This is a genomic window from Azospirillum lipoferum (assembly GCF_024170005.1).
Lineage (GTDB): Bacteria > Pseudomonadota > Alphaproteobacteria > Azospirillales > Azospirillaceae > Azospirillum > Azospirillum lipoferum.
On record NZ_JALJXJ010000011.1, the window covers coordinates 46,800 to 62,151 of the forward strand.

The 15,352-nt window shown below is 68.7% G+C and carries 15 protein-coding genes; 7 read left to right on the plus strand and 8 right to left on the minus strand.

The genetic code is table 11. The features are described 5' to 3' along the window. The first annotated feature begins 1 nt into the window (after nt 1). Genes J2848_RS23585 through fae form a run of 3 tightly spaced genes read left to right on the plus strand, consistent with a single transcriptional unit; the run spans nt 2 to nt 2,390 of the window. The gene (locus J2848_RS23585) at nt 2–919 is read left to right on the plus strand and encodes an ATP-grasp domain-containing protein (RefSeq protein ID WP_149232813.1); all 918 of its coding nucleotides are present in this window, start codon (nt 2–4) and stop codon (nt 917–919) included. Further along, entirely contained in the window at nt 916–2,007 is a 1,092-nt protein-coding gene (locus tag J2848_RS23590; RefSeq protein ID WP_246193998.1) for a triphosphoribosyl-dephospho-CoA synthase, read from the plus strand. Before J2848_RS23585 ends, J2848_RS23590 begins: the two co-directional genes overlap by 4 nt. Continuing rightward, nucleotides 1,920–2,390, plus strand: coding sequence for a formaldehyde-activating enzyme (gene fae, locus J2848_RS23595; RefSeq protein WP_280109867.1), 471 nt, complete (start codon nt 1,920–1,922; stop codon nt 2,388–2,390). The genes J2848_RS23590 and fae overlap by 88 nt, the downstream gene beginning before the upstream one ends. Here fae and J2848_RS23600 read toward each other — a convergent pair. Then, complete coding sequence (locus tag J2848_RS23600; RefSeq protein ID WP_149232814.1) at nt 2,369–3,112, minus strand: HisA/HisF-related TIM barrel protein; 744 nt, start codon at nt 3,110–3,112, stop codon at nt 2,369–2,371. The two genes, fae and J2848_RS23600, sit on opposite strands and share 22 nt — an antisense overlap. On the opposite strand from J2848_RS23600, the gene J2848_RS23605 reads away from it, so the two are divergent. The 4 genes from J2848_RS23605 (at nt 3,111) to J2848_RS23620 (ending at nt 6,919) form a co-directional block, all read left to right on the plus strand. Further along, nucleotides 3,111–4,088 carry an ATP-grasp domain-containing protein gene (locus tag J2848_RS23605; RefSeq protein WP_149232815.1) on the plus strand — a complete coding sequence of 326 codons (978 nt, stop codon included), beginning with the start codon at nt 3,111–3,113 and terminating at the stop codon, nt 4,086–4,088. The genes J2848_RS23600 and J2848_RS23605 overlap by 2 nt on opposite strands. Next, nucleotides 4,081–5,115 carry a hydantoinase/oxoprolinase family protein gene (locus J2848_RS23610; RefSeq protein WP_149232816.1) on the plus strand — a complete coding sequence of 345 codons (1,035 nt, stop codon included), beginning with the start codon at nt 4,081–4,083 and terminating at the stop codon, nt 5,113–5,115. The genes J2848_RS23605 and J2848_RS23610 overlap by 8 nt, the downstream gene beginning before the upstream one ends. A 10-nt stretch (nt 5,116–5,125) precedes the next feature. After that, on the plus strand, nt 5,126–5,608 hold the full coding sequence (locus tag J2848_RS23615) for a GreA/GreB family elongation factor (RefSeq protein WP_149232817.1): 483 nt from the start codon (nt 5,126–5,128) through the stop codon (nt 5,606–5,608). Nucleotides 5,609–5,845: 237 nt separating this feature from the next. Continuing rightward, on the plus strand, nt 5,846–6,919 hold the full coding sequence (locus J2848_RS23620) for an HAD family hydrolase (RefSeq protein ID WP_149232818.1): 1,074 nt from the start codon (nt 5,846–5,848) through the stop codon (nt 6,917–6,919). Between the two features lie 90 nt (nt 6,920–7,009). Here the strand turns inward: J2848_RS23620 and pabB are convergent, their stop codons facing one another. From pabB to J2848_RS23655, 7 genes are all read right to left on the minus strand, one after another. Then, complete coding sequence (pabB, locus tag J2848_RS23625; protein WP_149232819.1) at nt 7,010–8,461, minus strand: aminodeoxychorismate synthase component I; 1,452 nt, start codon at nt 8,459–8,461, stop codon at nt 7,010–7,012. Nucleotides 8,462–8,464: 3 nt separating this feature from the next. Beyond that, the gene (locus tag J2848_RS23630) at nt 8,465–9,172 is read right to left on the minus strand and encodes a GNAT family N-acetyltransferase (RefSeq protein ID WP_149232820.1); all 708 of its coding nucleotides are present in this window, start codon (nt 9,170–9,172) and stop codon (nt 8,465–8,467) included. Then, entirely contained in the window at nt 9,169–10,053 is an 885-nt protein-coding gene (locus tag J2848_RS23635) for an ABC transporter permease (protein ID WP_149232821.1), read from the minus strand. The genes J2848_RS23630 and J2848_RS23635 overlap by 4 nt, the downstream gene beginning before the upstream one ends. Before the next feature lie 3 nt (nt 10,054–10,056). After that, a complete protein-coding gene (gene proV, locus J2848_RS23640) occupies nt 10,057–11,340 on the minus strand; it encodes a glycine betaine/L-proline ABC transporter ATP-binding protein ProV (protein WP_149232822.1) in 1,284 nt (427 codons plus the stop codon). Between the two features lie 64 nt (nt 11,341–11,404). After that, nucleotides 11,405–12,202 carry an adenine nucleotide alpha hydrolase family protein gene (locus J2848_RS23645; protein ID WP_170307117.1) on the minus strand — a complete coding sequence of 266 codons (798 nt, stop codon included), beginning with the start codon at nt 12,200–12,202 and terminating at the stop codon, nt 11,405–11,407. Beyond that, nucleotides 12,195–13,427: an electron transfer flavoprotein subunit alpha/FixB family protein gene (locus J2848_RS23650; RefSeq protein ID WP_149232823.1), complete on the minus strand. Its 1,233-nt coding sequence runs from the start codon at nt 13,425–13,427 to the stop codon at nt 12,195–12,197. Before J2848_RS23650 ends, J2848_RS23645 begins: the two co-directional genes overlap by 8 nt. Further along, nucleotides 13,424–15,349 (minus strand): DUF3483 domain-containing protein, encoded by a 1,926-nt coding sequence (locus tag J2848_RS23655; RefSeq protein ID WP_149232824.1) that lies wholly within the window; start codon nt 15,347–15,349, stop codon nt 13,424–13,426. Before J2848_RS23655 ends, J2848_RS23650 begins: the two co-directional genes overlap by 4 nt. Nucleotides 15,350–15,352: the final 3 nt, after the last annotated feature.

Consider the following 15,352-nt stretch of genomic DNA (forward strand, 5'->3'; position numbering starts at 1 on the left):
CATGGGGCGGACCCTTATCGCCATTTTCGTGGACGGCGCCGACTGGCACACCCGGCGGCTGACCGCCGCCTTTGCCCGCCGGGGTGCGAAGGCTGTCCCGGTGTCGCTCAGTGCCTGCGGTTTCGGTCCGGACGGGCCGCTGATTCCCGGCTTTGAAGGTGGATTGCCCGACGCCTGTCTGGTCCGCACCATCTCCGCCGGCAGTTTCGAACAGGTGACGCTGCGGCTGGGCGTTCTGCATGCGCTGACCCATGGCGGCGTACCGGTTGTCAATAACCCGGCCTCCATCGAGCGCTGCGTCGACAAGAGCGCCACCGCCTTCCGGTTGGCCGCCGCCGGGGTGCCGACCCCCCGCACCTGGACCGTCGCCGATCCCGTCCAAGCGTCCGCCATCCTGGCCGCCCTCCATGCCGAAGGACGGGCGGCGGTGCTGAAGCCGCTGTTCGGGTCGCAGGGCAAGGGGCTGCGGCGGCTCGATCCCGGCATGGCTCTGCCCGGACCGGACGAGGTCGCGGGCGTCTACCATTTGCAGGAGTATGTCGGCGCTGCGGACGGCGGCTGGTTTGACTGGCGCGTCTTCGTGATGGACGGGCGTCCGCTGGCCGCCATGGTCCGCCAGGGCGACCATTGGATCACCAACGTCAAGCAGGGCGCGCGCTGCCATCCGGCCAGTCCGGGCGGCGTGCTGGGGGATCTGGCAGTGGCCGCCGCAGCCGCCGTCGGCGCCGACTATGCCGGAGTGGACGTGATCCGCGCTCCCGACGGCCGCTTCCTGGTGCTGGAGGTGAACAGCATGCCGGCGTGGCGTGGGCTTCAGGCGGTGACGCCGGTCGACGTGGCGCAGGCGCTGGCCGATCTGGTTCTGGCCCGCGCGGCAACCTTCTCACCTGTGTCGGCTGAAGCTCGGAGGGTGGGATGAGCGCTCTGCTGCCGACCCTTGGGCAAGAGTGCCGGGCCTTGGTGGAGGAGGCGGTTTTCACCGCCTGCCGGCTTGAGCTGATGGCGCTGAAGCCCGGCAACGTCCATATCCATGCCGAAGGCCATGGGATGAGCGTGGCGCAGTTCCTGGACAGCGCCGCCGCCATCGCCCCGATCCTCGCCACGCCCGGTCAACCGGTGGGGCGAGCAATCCGGCACGCTGTCTTGGCGACACGGGATGTGGCCGGCTGCAACACCAATCTCGGCATCATCCTGCTGCTGGCGCCGCTCGCTGCCGCCGCCCTGTGCCGCGACAAGGGCGAGCCGCTGCGGATGAGGCTGGCACGGGTGCTCGACGGACTGAGCGTCGCCGACGCCGCCGACGCCTTCGCGGCCATCCGCCTGGCGCTGCCCGCCGGGTTGGGAGAGGCCCCGCAGCATGATGTCGCCGAGGCGCCGCGTATCGACCTGCGGGCGGCAATGGCGTCGGCGGCCGACCGCGACCTGATCGCGCGGCAGTATGCCACCGCCTTCGCCGACATTTTCACCTTCGGCGTGGCCCGCGGGCGCTCGGCCCTGCGTCGCGGCGCCAGTCCGGCGGAGGCGGCGAGCGCCATCCATCTGGGATTCATGGCGTTGCACCCCGACACCCACATCGCCCGCAAGCATGGCGCGGCGGTGGCGGAACAGGTGCGGGAACAGGCCTTTCGGCTGGAGCGGCGTCTGGCCGTTGGTGCTGCCTTTGGCGGCGATTCAGGAGCGACCCGCCGCCTTCTCGCTTTCGACCGTGCGCTGAAGCGCCGCGGCCTCAATCCGGGCACGTCCGCCGATCTGACGGTGGCCTGCCTGTTCGTGCTTCGGCTGGCCGGCGAACTGCCTGCCGGACCGTGGCCGCCGGACGACATCCGGCGGAGCCCTGTCAATCCAACCATCATCAAACCAACCATCGCAAGGGATGCGCAATGCCTAAGATCGACAAGGTTATGGTCGGCGAAGCTCTGGTGGGCGACGGCAACGAAGTCGCTCACATCGATCTCATCATCGGTCCGCGCGGCAGTGCCGCCGAAACCGCCTTCTGCCAGACCCTGACCAACCAGAAGGAAGGCGTGAACGGCCTGCTGGCCGTGCTGGCGCCGAACCTGATGGTCAAGCCGTCCACGGTTATGTTCAACAAGGTGACGATCAAGAACGCCAAGCAGGCCGTGCAGATGTTCGGCCCGGCCCAGCGCGCCGTTGCCCTGGCGGTCGCCGAATGCGTCCAGGACGGCACCATCCCGGCGGACGAAGCCGACGACCTGTTCATCTCCGTCGGCGTCTTCATCCACTGGCAGGCGGAGGACGACCGCAAGATCCAGGACTACAACCACGAGGCCACCAAGCTGGCGCTGAAGCGCGCCATCGCCGGCAGCCCGACCGCTCAGGAGATGCTGGACGGCATGGCGGCCGCGGTTCACCCGTTCGCCGCCTCCTGACCAGCCACCGGCTGACCGGAGGCGAAGCGGGCAAGCGTTCCGGCGTCGAGGCGCCGGTCGTGGAGCGCGCTGGCCACCAGCACGGCATCGGCGCCGTGCGTGGCCAGCGCGTCCAGATCCGCCGCATCGCGCACGCCGCCGGCCCCCCACACCCGAACCCTCGGGCGACGGGCCGCCAGCGTGGCGATGCGGTCCAGGTCCGGGCCCTCGCCAGAGCCGACCCGGTCCAGCGTCATGGCGATCACCCGCCGGGGCCAGCGGGCGGCATCCTCATGCAACGCCGCCGGTCCCAGCAGTTCGCCTTGGCGGACATCCAGCGAAAGCGCCACCCGGTCCTCTCCCGTCAGCGCCAGTGCTGCTTCCAGAGTCTTGCCGTCGGTCTGGCTTTCGCTGCCGATCACCAGATGGTGGAGTCCTGCGTCAAGCCAACGACGGCAATCATCCGCCGTCGCCAGCCCGGCATCGACCCAGAAGGCGACCTCCGGCCAGCGCACCTGGAGATCGGCCACGGTTGCGCGATGGTCGCCGTTTCCGCGGATCGCGTCGAGATCGGCGACATAGCAGGCGCGGAAGGGTTGCAGCGCCAGCAGTGCTGCCACGATATCCTGTGGTGCCGATCCAGCGGTCAGCGCGCTTTCGATGGGGCGGTAGCGGTCGCGCTCCCCCCGCTTGGCATGAACCACCTGCCCGCCCAGCAGGTCGATGACGGGAACGATGTCCATGGAGAGCAGCCTTCGTCGGATTCTGGTCTGCGAGTATGTCACCGGCGGCGCGCTGTGCAACGGGCCGCTTCCGACGGAACTGATGGATGACGCCAACGCGATGGTAGCGGCTCTGGTCGGTGATCTGATCGCGCTGGATGGAATACACGTCACGCTGTGCTGGGACAACCGTCTTTCCCCGCCATCCTTCCCGTCCGACCGGGTCGCCCTGTTCCCGGTGTCGCCGGGCGAGGACCCGGAGGCTTGCTGGCGCGTAGCCGCTGACCTTTGCGACGTGGTCTGGCCGATCGCGCCGGAAAGCGACGGGCTGCTGGGCCATGTTGCAACTCTGTTCCGTGGCACCGGCTGCCCGGTGGCCGCCTGCGCTCCCGACGCCATCGCGCTCGCGTCGTCGAAGACGGCGACGGCGGCCCGGCTGGCCGCTCACGGCATTGCCACCATTCCCACCGTCCTCTTCGGCGCTCCGCCGCCGCCCGCCGCCCGCCATGTGGTGAAGCCGGACGACGGCGCCGGCTGCCTCGACACCTTCATCATTGACGACATCGCCGCCTGGGCGCCTCCGCATCCCGGCCGCTGGATCGTCCAGCCGCTGGTGGAGGGGGAGGCGTGCAGCCTGTCCATGCTGGTCGACCACTCTGGTGGGGTGCGGCTGCTGGGCTGCAACCGCCAGAAGGTGGAGCGTGGGGACGGGAGCTTCTCCTTCCATGGCGTGGAGGTCGGGGTGATGGAGCACCGCCGTGCCGCCTGGGAGCCCCTGGCCCGGGCTATCGCCGCCGCAATTCCGGGGCTTCGCGGCTATGTCGCCGTCGATCTCATCGACCGGCCTGATGGCCCAGTCGTGGTGGAGGTGAATCCGCGCCTTTCGGTCGGCTATTCCGGGCTGTCGCGGGTGCTGGGCTGGAACCCGGCGGGCGATATCCTGGCTCTGTTCAACACAACATCGGCCGACACGGGCCGGGAGACCGCTCATGTCTGATAATCATGGATCGGCTGTGATCGGCTGGGACATCGGCGGCGCCCACCTGAAGGCCGCCTGGGCGGAGCAGGGGCGGTTGCGCGATGCGGTCCAGGTGCCGTGCCGGCTCTGGCAAGGGTTGGCGGAACTGGACACGGCGCTCGCCATGGTATTGGAGCGGCTGCCGGCCGACGCCGACCATGTGGTGACGATGACCGGCGAACTGGTCGACCTGTTCGACGACCGCACCCAGGGCGTGCACACGCTGATCGACCGGATGGCGGCGGCCTTGCCGCAGGGTCGGTTGCGCGTTTATGCCGGTCGGCGCGGACTGCTGTTGCCGCAGGAGGCGCGCGGGCAGGTGATGGAGGTGGCGTCGGCAAATTGGATGGCGACCGCCGCCGTGATCACTCGACGTCTGCCGGCGGCGCTGCTGGTCGACATGGGAAGCACGACCACGGACATCGTGCCGGTGCGCGACGGCGAGGTGGTGGCGCGTGGGGGCACCGATCACGAACGGATGGCGGTGGAGGAACTGCTCTATACCGGTCTGACCCGCACGGCGGTGATGGCGATGGAGCGCACCGCCCTGGTCGCGGGCGAGCGCTTGCCGATGATGGCCGAATATTTCGCCACCAGCGCCGACCTCTATCGCGTGCTGGGACGGCTGGACGAGGCCGCCGACCAGCACCCGGCCGCGGACAACGGGGCGAAGACGGTCGAGGCGAGCCTGCGCCGTCTGGCGCGCATGGTCGGGCATGATGCCGGCGATTACGATCCGGCGATCTGGCGGGCGATGGCGGGCGATCTGACCGAACGCCAGCTGCGCCGTATCCACGACGCCGCCTGTCGTGTGCTGTCCGCCGGAGCGCCGCCCTTGCCGGACGACGCACCCGTAGTCGGGGCTGGTGTCGGCCGTGCCGTGGTGAAGGAGATGGCTGCCCGGCTCGGCCGCCCCTATCAGGACTTCTGCGACGTGGTTGGTGCCCCCGGTCAGGGTTGGGTCGCCAGTTGCGCCCCGGCCGCCGCCATGGCTCTGCTCGGGTGAGGGCGCCGAGATGAGTCGAGCCTTCGTCAAGGAAAGCGATGCCGAAACCGAGGGGCCGCTGCCGCAGATCAACGGCCCCCTGCATGTGTCCGCCGCCACCGTCGCCGCCTGGCAGGAGGAGCTTGCCGCGGCCGATGCGGAGGCCGCCGGACTGCGAGGTTCCGATGCGCCGGAGGACCGGCAGGCGATGAGCAGCGCCAAGCGGCGGGCAGACCTGCTCCGCGCCCGTCTGGCCGCCGCCGTGGTTGTCCGCCCGGCCGGTCCGGCGGAGGAAGCGGGCTTCGGCTCCGTCGTCGTTGCCGAGGATGAGAACGGGCGGCGATGGACCTTCACACTGGTTGGCGGGGAGGAGGCAGATCCCGCCGCCGGCAGGATCAGCTGGCAATCGCCACTGGGCGAGGCCCTGATCGGTGGACGGGCTGGCGACGTGGTGGACTGGCCGCGCCGGGACGGCCCCCTATCCCTCACCATCCGTTCGGTCTCGCTGAACTGAACGCTCGCAGGAATTCCAAGAAATTCTTATGTATAGGCGACGGAATCAGGCTGATATGCGACAGATCTCTGAAATTAGATTTAGTGGACATGTGTAACCAATCTGTCATAAACTGTGCCCCTCAACTAAAAAATCTTGGGAATTTCGGGATAATCCCCAGAACAGTCGGCGCCACTCCAAGACAGTGGCTCCGGTCTCGAAGAATCGTGTCTTTGAACAGGGAAAGAAAGGGCGCAGATGAAGACGCTTTTCCGGTCCGCGCTGCTCGCGGGCATGGTTGCTATGGCCCCGGTGGTCGCCATGGCCCAATCGGGTTCCCCTCAACCACTTGCACATTGGCCGGCGGCGGCGGCGGCGAGCCTCAAGACTCTGGTGTCGGCCAATGCCGGCAAGGGCGCCTATGCGGTGTTCGATGCCGACAACACGCTCTATCGCTATGACCTCGAAGAATCGCTGTTGCCCTATCTTGAGCGCAAGGGGGTGCTGTCGCGCGAGAGCATGGACCCGTCCTTGAAGATCATTCCGTTCAAGGACGTGAACGGGCACAAGGAAAGCCTCAACAGCTATTATTACCGGCTGTGCGAGATCGACGATCAGGTGTGCTATCCGTGGGTGGCGCAGATCTTCTCCGGCTTCACCCTGACCCAGTTGAAGGGCTTCGTCGACGAGATGCTGGCCGACGGCAAGCCGATCCCCGCCACCTATTACGACGGCGACGCGGTCAAGACGGTCGAGGTCAGTCCGCCGAAATTCTACACCGGCCAGCAGGAGTTGGTGAACCACCTGATCGCCAACGGGATCGAGGTCTATGTAGTGACCGCCGCCAGCGAGGAACTGGTCCGGATGGTCTTGTCCGATCCGAAATATGGCTACAACATCAAGCCGCAGAACGTCATCGGCGTCACCATGCTGCTGAAGAACCGCGCCACCGGCGAGGTGACCACGGCGCGCAAGCTAATCGCCGAAGGAAAATACGACTGGGCCAAGACGATGGACCTGGAACTCGGCACCTATCTGTGGGCGCCGCTGACCTGGTTCGCCGGCAAGCACGCGGCGATCCTCACCTACATCGACCAGTGGAAGAAGCCTGTGCTGGTGGCGGGAGACACCCCGACCAGCGACGGCTACATGCTGCTCCATTCCACCGACGCGGCGAATGGCGGCATGCGGGTCTGGGTCAACCGCAAGGACAAGTATATGAAGCAGATCAAGCAGATGTGGGAAACGGCAGCCGCCGGCCAGGCGGCCCAGAACCTGCCGGTCCTCGCCGACCGGAACTGGGTCGTCGTCCAGCCGAATGACATCCAGTGACATCGGCGGCTGTTGCCGATCATCCCTGAAAGCACGAAGGCCCCGACCGTTTCCACGGCCGGGGCCTTTGTTTTTCGCGATCGGCTTTGATCAACCGCCATCCAGGGCGCGCAGCAGCGGGCGGATCTTCACCATCATCTCGTCATGCTCGCGGCCGGGATCGGAATCGGCGACGATGCCGCCGCCGGCCTGGGCGATGATGCGGTCGGGCGTGACGGTCAAGGTGCGGATGACGATGCTGCTGTCCATCGCCCCGTCGAAGCCGATCCAGGCGACCGAGCCGCAATAGGCGCCGCGCCTGGAGACTTCCAGCTCGTCGACGATCTCCATGGCGCGGATCTTCGGCGCGCCGGTGATGGAGCCGCCGGGGAAGGTGGCGCGCAGCAGATCGACCGGCCCCAGGCCCGGCTTCAGCCGCCCTTCGATCACCGACACCAGATGGTGGACGGAGGCGAAGCGCTCCACCCCGCAGAGGACCGGCACCTTGACGCTGCCGATGCGCGCCACGCGGCCGATGTCGTTGCGCAGAAGGTCGGTGATCATCAGATTCTCGGCCCGGTCCTTGATGCTGTGCTCAAGCTCACGCGCCAAGGCATCGTCCTCTTCTGCGGTGGCGCCGCGCGGGCGGGTTCCCTTGATCGGGCGGGTTTCCATGCGGCCGTCGGTATGCAGCCGGATGAAGCGCTCGGGCGACGCGCTGGCGAGACCGCCGCCGCCGGGCAGCGACAGGCAGGCCGCGAAGGGGGCGGGGCTGAGCGCCAGCAGGCGGCGGTAGAGGTCGAGCACCGACAGCCCGGCTGGCCGGTCGGCCAGGAAGCGCCCGGTGAAGTTGGCCTGGAAGATGTCGCCCGCGCGGATGTACTCCAGCACCTGTTCCACTCGGCGACAGTAATCGTCGCGCTCGATCTCCGGCCACCAGACGGCGGTGGCGGGGGAGGGTGGCGGCAGGACGGCGGGCGCGGCTTCCAGGAGATCGGCGAATGAGTGAAGGCGCCGGGCGGCCCGGATGCGGCGCCCGACCGGGCTTTGTTCGGGAAAGCCGCTCGAAAGAATCCAGCCGCGCCGTTCCAGCTCATCAAAGACGATGACGGTGTCGTAGAGGCCGAAGGCCATGTCCGGCAGGCCGGTATCGTCGCCGTGGCGCGCCGGCAGCCGTTCCAGCACCTGTCCCAACTCATAGCCGAGGAAGCCGACGGCGCCGCCGGCAAAGGGGACGGGCAGATCGGACGGAAGGGACAGGCGGTGGGCTTTCAACTGTCGTTCCAGCACGGTGAACGGATCGCCGGCGACCGCATGGCCGTCCACCGTCACGGAGCCGCCGCGCGCCTCGATGATGCGGAAGGGGTCGATCGCGATGATGCTCCAGCGGCCCCGGCCGCCGGCCTCCGCGGCGCTATGCAGGAGGGTGGCGAACGGCTGGTTCGACCAGGGAGCGAAGGCGGCGACCGGATCGCGGTAGGAAATTTCGCGGATCAGCAGCAGACAATCGTCGCCTGTGCTCTCCCCGGCCACAATATCGAAGACCAGACCGTCCTGCGGCATGCGTCATGCTCCGATGTCGGTGGCGAGCGATTTGACCCAGAAACGAAGGGGCTTGGCGGTTTCTTCCCGGTCGCCGGCGTCGCACCAGGACAGGGTGCCGCCGATCTCCGGCTCCAGCCGATAGCCCAGCCGCCGCCACGCGGCATCGGGCGTCCGGTAGGTTTTGGGGCGGCGGGGATGGTCGGCGGATCGCACGATTTCGCCGAAGGCGGCGGACGTGAAGCGGTCGGTTTCGCGGATGTGGGATTCGCCCGTCTCAAGCAGGGCTGTCCCGATGCCCCGTCCGCGGTGGGAGGGAAGTACCACCACCTCGCCGAAATAGAAGATCGAGCGGAGGTCGCGGCCTGCATGGGCGAACGGATCGCGCAAAGTGTCCAGTTCCTGGTCGAGCGGCGCGCCGGTGACGGCCGCGACCATGCGGCTGCGGTCGAAGGCAGCGAGGATGAGGCCGCCCGGTAAGCTCCCCAGACCGGACAGATAGCGTTCCTCGTAGGCGGCCGATCCAGGATAGAGGTAGGGGAACTCGCCCAGCACTGCCAGCCGCAGGACCGCCAGCTCCTCCAACCGGTCGGCCAGGGCCGCCCCGGCCAGACGTTCCACCCAGATGTCGCCTGCCTGCGTGTCGACTTGCAGCCGCCGCCCGTCAGGTGGCAGGGGCCGCGCCGGAAGAGCGGCGGCGAAGCCCCCTTCCGGAAGAGCCCCGGCGCTCACCGGGCCGGCACCGGCAGGAACCGGCGCAGGAACGCGAAGCGTGCCGGACGGGGAGCGGTGGCGGTCCGGCCGAAGCTCTGGGTGATGCGGTCGAGGACGATCGCCAGCAGCACGACGCTGAGCCCGCTTTCGAAGCCGAGGGCGATATCCAGGCGCTGGATGCCCTGCAGCACCACGTTGCCCAGGCCGCCGGCACCGATCATCGAGGCGATGACGATCATCGACAGCGCCATCATCATGGTCTGGTTGACCCCGGCCATGATCGAGGGCAGGGCGTTCGGCAGTTGCACCTTGAACAGAAGCTGGCGGTCATGACAGCCGAAGGCCTTGCCGGCCTCGACGATTTCGGCCGGAACCTGCTGGATGCCGAGCGACGTCAGGCGCACGGCCGGCGGCATGGCGAAGATTACGGTGGCGAGGATGCCCGGCACCCGGCCCAGCCCGAAGAACATCACGGCCGGGATCAGATAGACGAAGGCCGGCATGGTCTGCATGAAGTCCAACGTGGTGCGGACGATGCTTTCGACCACGCGGTTGCGCGCCATCCAGACACCCAGCGGCACACCGACCAGCAGACAGAGCAGGGTAGAGGTCAGCACCAGACCCAGGGTGGAGGCGGTCTCCGCCCACAGCCCCATGCCGGCGATCAGCAGCAGGGAGGCGAGCGTGAAGACGGCGAAACCGATCCCGACGCGCCAGAGGGAGACCGCGACGATCAAGCCGATCAGCAGCCAGGCGGGCGCCCCGACCAGCACGAAGTCAATGGCACCGCCGAAGCCGTTCACCACCGTCGAGATCGCGTCGAAGGTCGATTGGAAATGGTCGAGCATGAAGGTGACCAGATCCTCGACCCATTTGCCGATTCTGATTTCAAAGTCCATCGGTCAATCCCCCCGAACCAAGGTGTGGAGCATGAGGGCGCGCGAGATGGCGCCGAGGAAGTTGTGGTCGTCGTCGACGACCGGCACCGGCCATTCGCTGTCGGCCACCAGGGCGAGCAGGGAATGGATGGGGGCGGCGGCGTTGACCGTACGCACGTCGGGCAGGAAGGCGTTGACGAAGCGCGGCTGCGGCCCCTTCAATTCGCGCTCCAGCGTCGCCTGCGAGACGATGCCCTCGAAATGGCCGTCTTGGGTGCGGACATAGCCGAAATTGTGGTGGTTCTCGCGCAGTTGCTGTAGGGCGGGCGTCAATTCGCCGGGCAGGCGGATGACCGTGTTGGTCGCCTCGTAACGGGCCACATCACCGGCGCGCAGCACCTTGGAGGCATCGACATTGCGGAAGAAGGAGCGGACGTAATCGTCGGCCGGGCGGCTGAGGATCTCGTAAGGCGTGCCGACCTGCACGATGCGCCCGCCTTCCATGATGGCGATACGGTCGCCGATGCGCATCGCTTCGTCAAGGTCGTGGGAGATGAAGACGATGGTGCGCTGCTGTTCGCGCTGGAGGCGCAGCAGCTCGTCCTGCATCTCGGTGCGGATCAGCGGGTCCAGCGCGGAGAAGGCTTCATCCATCAGCAGGATGGTCGGGTCGTTCGCCAGCGCACGGGCGAGGCCGACGCGCTGCTGCATGCCGCCGGACATCTCGCGCGGGTAGCGGTGGGCGTAGGCGCCCAAGCCCACCTGTTCAAGCGCCTGTTGGGCCGCCTTGTGGCGGTCGGCCTTGGAGGCACCGGAGATTTCCAGGCCGAAGGCGGCGTTGTCCAGCGCGGTCAGATGGGGCATCAGGGCGAAGGATTGGAAGACCATGCCCATGTTGCGGCGGCGGGCCTGGATCAGCTCCGCCTTGGACATGCTGACCAGATCCTTGCCGTCGAGCAGGATCTCGCCGCTGCTGGGCTCGATCAGCCGGTTCAGCAGGCGGATCATGGTCGATTTGCCGGACCCCGACAGCCCCATGATGACGAAGATCTCGCCGGCGCGGACCTGAAAGCTGGCGTCGAGGACACCGACATTGACATTCAGCTTTTCCAGAACCTCCGCCTTGCTGGCTCCCTGGCGCAGCATCGACAGCGCGGGCTTGGGATCGGCGGAGAAGACCTTGTAGACGTTCCGCACCTCCAGGCGGACCGCCGCGTCGTCACCGATGCCCGTCCTGGCTGCTCCGCGGGGAAAGCCCAGGCTGGCCGGTCCACCGACCGAAACCGCGCTTCGCATCATCGTGTTCATCGACAGGCCTCCCCTCGATTAGCGACAGCGCGACCTGTGGTACTGGGAGGATCGTTGTGCATGGTCATGGAAGTATTCCCTGTTCGACAAGGTTGTCGTAGATGGCCAGCGCCCCCGCTTCGGCTGTCGGGTTGATCAGCAGTTGGCCTTTTCCGCTCTTGCTCTCGGTCGCCGCCTTCAGCCGGTCCAGGGCCGAGCCACCGCGCTTCACGCGCATCAGCTTGGGCTTTGGGCGCCATGGCCGATGCTCGCAGTCCGACAGGAAGAGATCGGCGGCCGCCTGGGCCGCCACCGGCTCGATGACGCCCCGCCGGGCCGGGCCGAAGGCCGAGGCGCGGGCAGGCGGGGCGGATGGATGGACGGTCGCGATGAGGCGTCCGGTGACGGTCAGCGCCCGGCGCTGTCCGCGCGGCAACGCCTGGACGAGGTCCGCCTTGCCGTATGTGGCGTCGGGGGTATCGGCAGGGCCGATCCGCACCACGTCGGGGACGATTGCGGCGTCGAGGCCGCGGGCAATCAGGTAGGGCAGCATGCCGCTGCTCTCGCCGTCCTCCGCCTGTCGTCCGGTCAGGACCAGCGACGGGGCGAGGTGGCGCAGATGGGTGATCAGCGCTTCGACCGGATCTGCCCCCTCCGGCAGGACCAGCAGAGTCAGCCGTTCCAGCCCCATGCCGAGATAGGCACGCAGCGCTTCGGCATCGGCGGCCGGTCCGGCATGGATCGCCGTCAGCCGCCGCGGGCGCAGTGCCAGCGCCATTTCCAGCGCCTGGGCGTCCGTAGCGGCGCGGCGGGATCGGCCGGAGACCGGATGGCGGCCGATGGACAGCAGGACGGCAACGTTGCCCATGGCCGCATCAGTCATGGCGGCGCTCCCGGATGAGCCGGATCAGGGCGGGCATTATTTCTTGCGCATCGGCGACGATGGACAGGTCGGCCCGCTTGATCATCTCGGCGTGAAGATCGGTGTTGATGGCGATCACATGCTTGACGCCGGTGATGCCCTGAAGATGCTGCGGTGCTCCGGCGATGCCGAAGGCGAGGTAGCAGCGCGCGCTGACAACCGTGCCGGAGGCACCGACCTGCCGCTCGCGCGGCAGATGGCCGGCGTCGCAAACCACGCGGCTGCCGGCGCGGGTGGCGCCCAGCGCCTCGCCCAGCTCGGCGAAGCTCTGCCAGTCGGTCACGCCGTTGCCGGCGCTGAGGATGAAATCCGTTTCCGACAGCGACAGCGCGTCGGGATCGACGGCCAGCCGGCGGGCACAACCCAGACGAGGCAGAACCTCTTCCCCGGCCACCACCGGGGTGGCGAGGTCGAGTGGCCGGGCTTCGTGCCGCACGCCGTCGAGCGGAGCGAAGGCGTCGGCCGCCACCGTCATCAAGCGGGTGGGGCGGTGCCCGGTCTCCAGCGAACCACCGGCCGACTGGCGGGTCGCCCGGTCGGGGCCGAGGCTTTGTACCCCGGCGAACAGCCGCTCTCCCGCCGCCGCCGCAACCCGCCGTGCGAGGTCGCCGCCGTCCGGGCTGTCCGGGAACAGGATGTGGCGGGGGGACAGGGACGCCATCAGCGCGGCGGCGGCGGCGGCGCGCCGTTCCGGCACGTAATCGTCAGCCCAGCCGTCGGGCAGGGCAACATGGCGGTCGGACCCGGCCTCCGCCAGGGCTTCGCCCGATCCGGTGGCGACGGTCACCACCGCTCCGCCGCCGGCATCGGCCAACAGGCGGGCGGCGGCGATCACCTGCCGATCATGCTCGCTGACCTCGCCGCCGGGGCGGTCGAGCATGGCGAGGACCAGATAGGCCGGCTCGGCGATCACCTGCAGCGGGATCACGGGCGCGTTTGCGACGGCGACACCGACCGCCGCGGTAGTGCCGGCCGAGGCCGCATCGCGCGCCCAATCGTAACGTGGGCGTGGCTGGCGCTGGACCAGGGCAGCATCGCGGATGGCGCGCGGATCGCGGCGGCGCTCGTTGACCGTAGCGGTGGCGACCGGCTGACGCAGCAGGCGCGGACGCTGGCCGGTCAGGATGGTGCGGGCAGCGCGCTCGGCGCGGGGATCGACGCGGTGGCGGATCTGGGGGCTGGTCATCGGGCGGTCTCCGTCGCGGCGAGCACCAATTCGGCGATCTCCGCCACCTCCGGCCTGGGGCCGACGACGCCTTCCAGCATCAGGGCGCAGTTGGGACAGGCAACGGCGACCATCGCGGCGCCGGTCTCCCGCACATGCTCCATGCGAACGTCGGGGATGCGGCGTTCGCCCGACACGTCGGTCAGCGGGGCGCCGCCCCCACCACCACAGCAGCTCGATCGCAGGCCGGATCGCAGCATCTCGCGTCGTTCCACGCCGATGGCGTCGAGCAGGGCGCGCGGCGCCTCGATCTCGCCGTTGTAGCGGCCGAGATAGCAGGGGTCGTGGAAGGTGACGCTGCGCCCGACCGGCTTGGTCACCGTCAGCGCGCCGGTGGTGATCAGTTCCAGCAGCAGGGCGGTGTGGTGGACGACGGTCCAACTGCCGCCGAAGGCCGGATATTCGTTGCGCAGGGTGTGCAGCGCGTGCGGGTCGGCGGTGACGATCCGGGTGAAGCGGCGGGCGTTCAAGGTCGCAATGTTGCGGGTTGCCAGCGACTGGAAGGTCGCCTCGTCGCCCAGGCGGCGGGCGACGTCGCCGCAATCCAGTTCCTCCTCGCCCAGCACGGCGAAGTCCATACCGGCACGGCGCAGCAACAGGACCAGCGCCCGCAGCGAACGCTGGACCCGCAGGTCGAAAGCGCCGTCGCCGACCCACAGCAGCGTATCGCAGGACCCGCCGGCCGGCAGCCGGGGCAGCGACAGGTCCGCCGCCCAGTCCCAGCGCCGGGCGAGCGCGCGGCCGCCGGGATTGTCGGTGGCGCGCAGTTCCTCCAGCATGACCGCAGCCTTGCCGGGGATGGCGCCCAGCTCCAGCGTCTGGAAGCGGCGCAGGTCGACGACGGCGTCCACATGCTCGATCATCATGGGGCATTCCTGCACGCAGGCGCGGCAGGTGGTGCAGGACCACAGCGTGTCAGGATGGATCATCGCATCATGCCCGATCAGCGGCAGCGCCGCTCCGCCATGGGCCTTGCCGACGCCGCGTCCGGGATGTGGGTTGCCGGCATAGGCGGCGTCGCTGGCTTGGCTGTCCATGGCGGCGACCAGATCCTGCACCAGCTTCTTCGGGTTCAGCGGCAGGCCGGCGGCATAGGCCGGGCAGGCCGTCTCGCATCGCCCGCACTGGACGCAGGCGTCGAAGCCGAGCAGCCGGTTCCAGGCGAAATCGACGGGGCGCTCCACGCCCAGGCTACCCGGCTCGGCGGTGCGGGCATCCTCCGCCGGGGCGAACGTCAGCGGCTTCAGTCCGGTGTCGCGACCCTTGCCATCGTGGAAGCGGGCCGGGCGTGGGTGGAAGGCCAGATGCAGCGCGCCATGCACGGCATGCTTCAGCGGTCCCTTCCAAACGCCCCAAACCAGATCGGCCATCGCCGCTCCGGCGACTGCGATCAGAACCAGGGCCAGCGCCTCTGGCATCACCCCACCCAGCGACTGGTCGAGCGCCACCAGCAGCAAGCAGCCGGAAAATCCCAGGAGCGACAGGGGAAGCCGGGCGAAGCGGCCCTGCGACAGCTCGCGGGGGCGCAGCACCCGGCGGCGATGCCGGACCATCAGGGCACCCGCCAGCATGATCGCCAGCACCAGTGCCAGCAGCAGCCAGAGGATGCGCGATCCGCCGATGGCGACGCCCATCGCCACCAGCAGCACCAGCGCCGCCAGGAAACCGCCGGCGACCAGGGCATGGAAGCGGGCGTTGAACGGTGTCCGCCCCACGACATGATGAACATCGACCAGATAGCGGCCGGGCAGGGCGCGCAGGCCGGTGACCACGCCAACCGTCGCCGGCCGGCCGGCCAGCCAACGCCGCGACTGCCAGGCGGCCAACGCCGCGCCGATGGCGAGGACGGCAAGGACGACGGTGGTAAGAGCGGTAGCGATCACGTC

Excerpts from the sequence above, each read along its gene's own strand:
- J2848_RS23585 (WP_149232813.1), top strand. The coding sequence starts at position 2 with ATGGGGCGGACCCTTATCGCCATTTTCGTGGACGGCGCCGACTGGCAC.
- J2848_RS23590 (WP_246193998.1), top strand. The coding sequence starts at position 916 with ATGAGCGCTCTGCTGCCGACCCTTGGGCAAGAGTGCCGGGCCTTGGTG.
- J2848_RS23605 (WP_149232815.1), top strand. The coding sequence starts at position 3,111 with ATGGAGAGCAGCCTTCGTCGGATTCTGGTCTGCGAGTATGTCACCGGC.
- J2848_RS23600 (WP_149232814.1), bottom strand. The coding sequence starts at position 3,112 with ATGGACATCGTTCCCGTCATCGACCTGCTGGGCGGGCAGGTGGTTCAT.
- J2848_RS23610 (WP_149232816.1), top strand. The coding sequence starts at position 4,081 with ATGTCTGATAATCATGGATCGGCTGTGATCGGCTGGGACATCGGCGGC.
- J2848_RS23615 (WP_149232817.1), top strand. The coding sequence starts at position 5,126 with ATGAGTCGAGCCTTCGTCAAGGAAAGCGATGCCGAAACCGAGGGGCCG.
- J2848_RS23620 (WP_149232818.1), top strand. The coding sequence starts at position 5,846 with ATGAAGACGCTTTTCCGGTCCGCGCTGCTCGCGGGCATGGTTGCTATG.
- pabB (WP_149232819.1), bottom strand. The coding sequence starts at position 8,461 with ATGCCGCAGGACGGTCTGGTCTTCGATATTGTGGCCGGGGAGAGCACA.
- J2848_RS23635 (WP_149232821.1), bottom strand. The coding sequence starts at position 10,053 with ATGGACTTTGAAATCAGAATCGGCAAATGGGTCGAGGATCTGGTCACC.
- proV (WP_149232822.1), bottom strand. The coding sequence starts at position 11,340 with ATGAACACGATGATGCGAAGCGCGGTTTCGGTCGGTGGACCGGCCAGC.
- J2848_RS23645 (WP_170307117.1), bottom strand. The coding sequence starts at position 12,202 with ATGACTGATGCGGCCATGGGCAACGTTGCCGTCCTGCTGTCCATCGGC.
- J2848_RS23650 (WP_149232823.1), bottom strand. The coding sequence starts at position 13,427 with ATGACCAGCCCCCAGATCCGCCACCGCGTCGATCCCCGCGCCGAGCGC.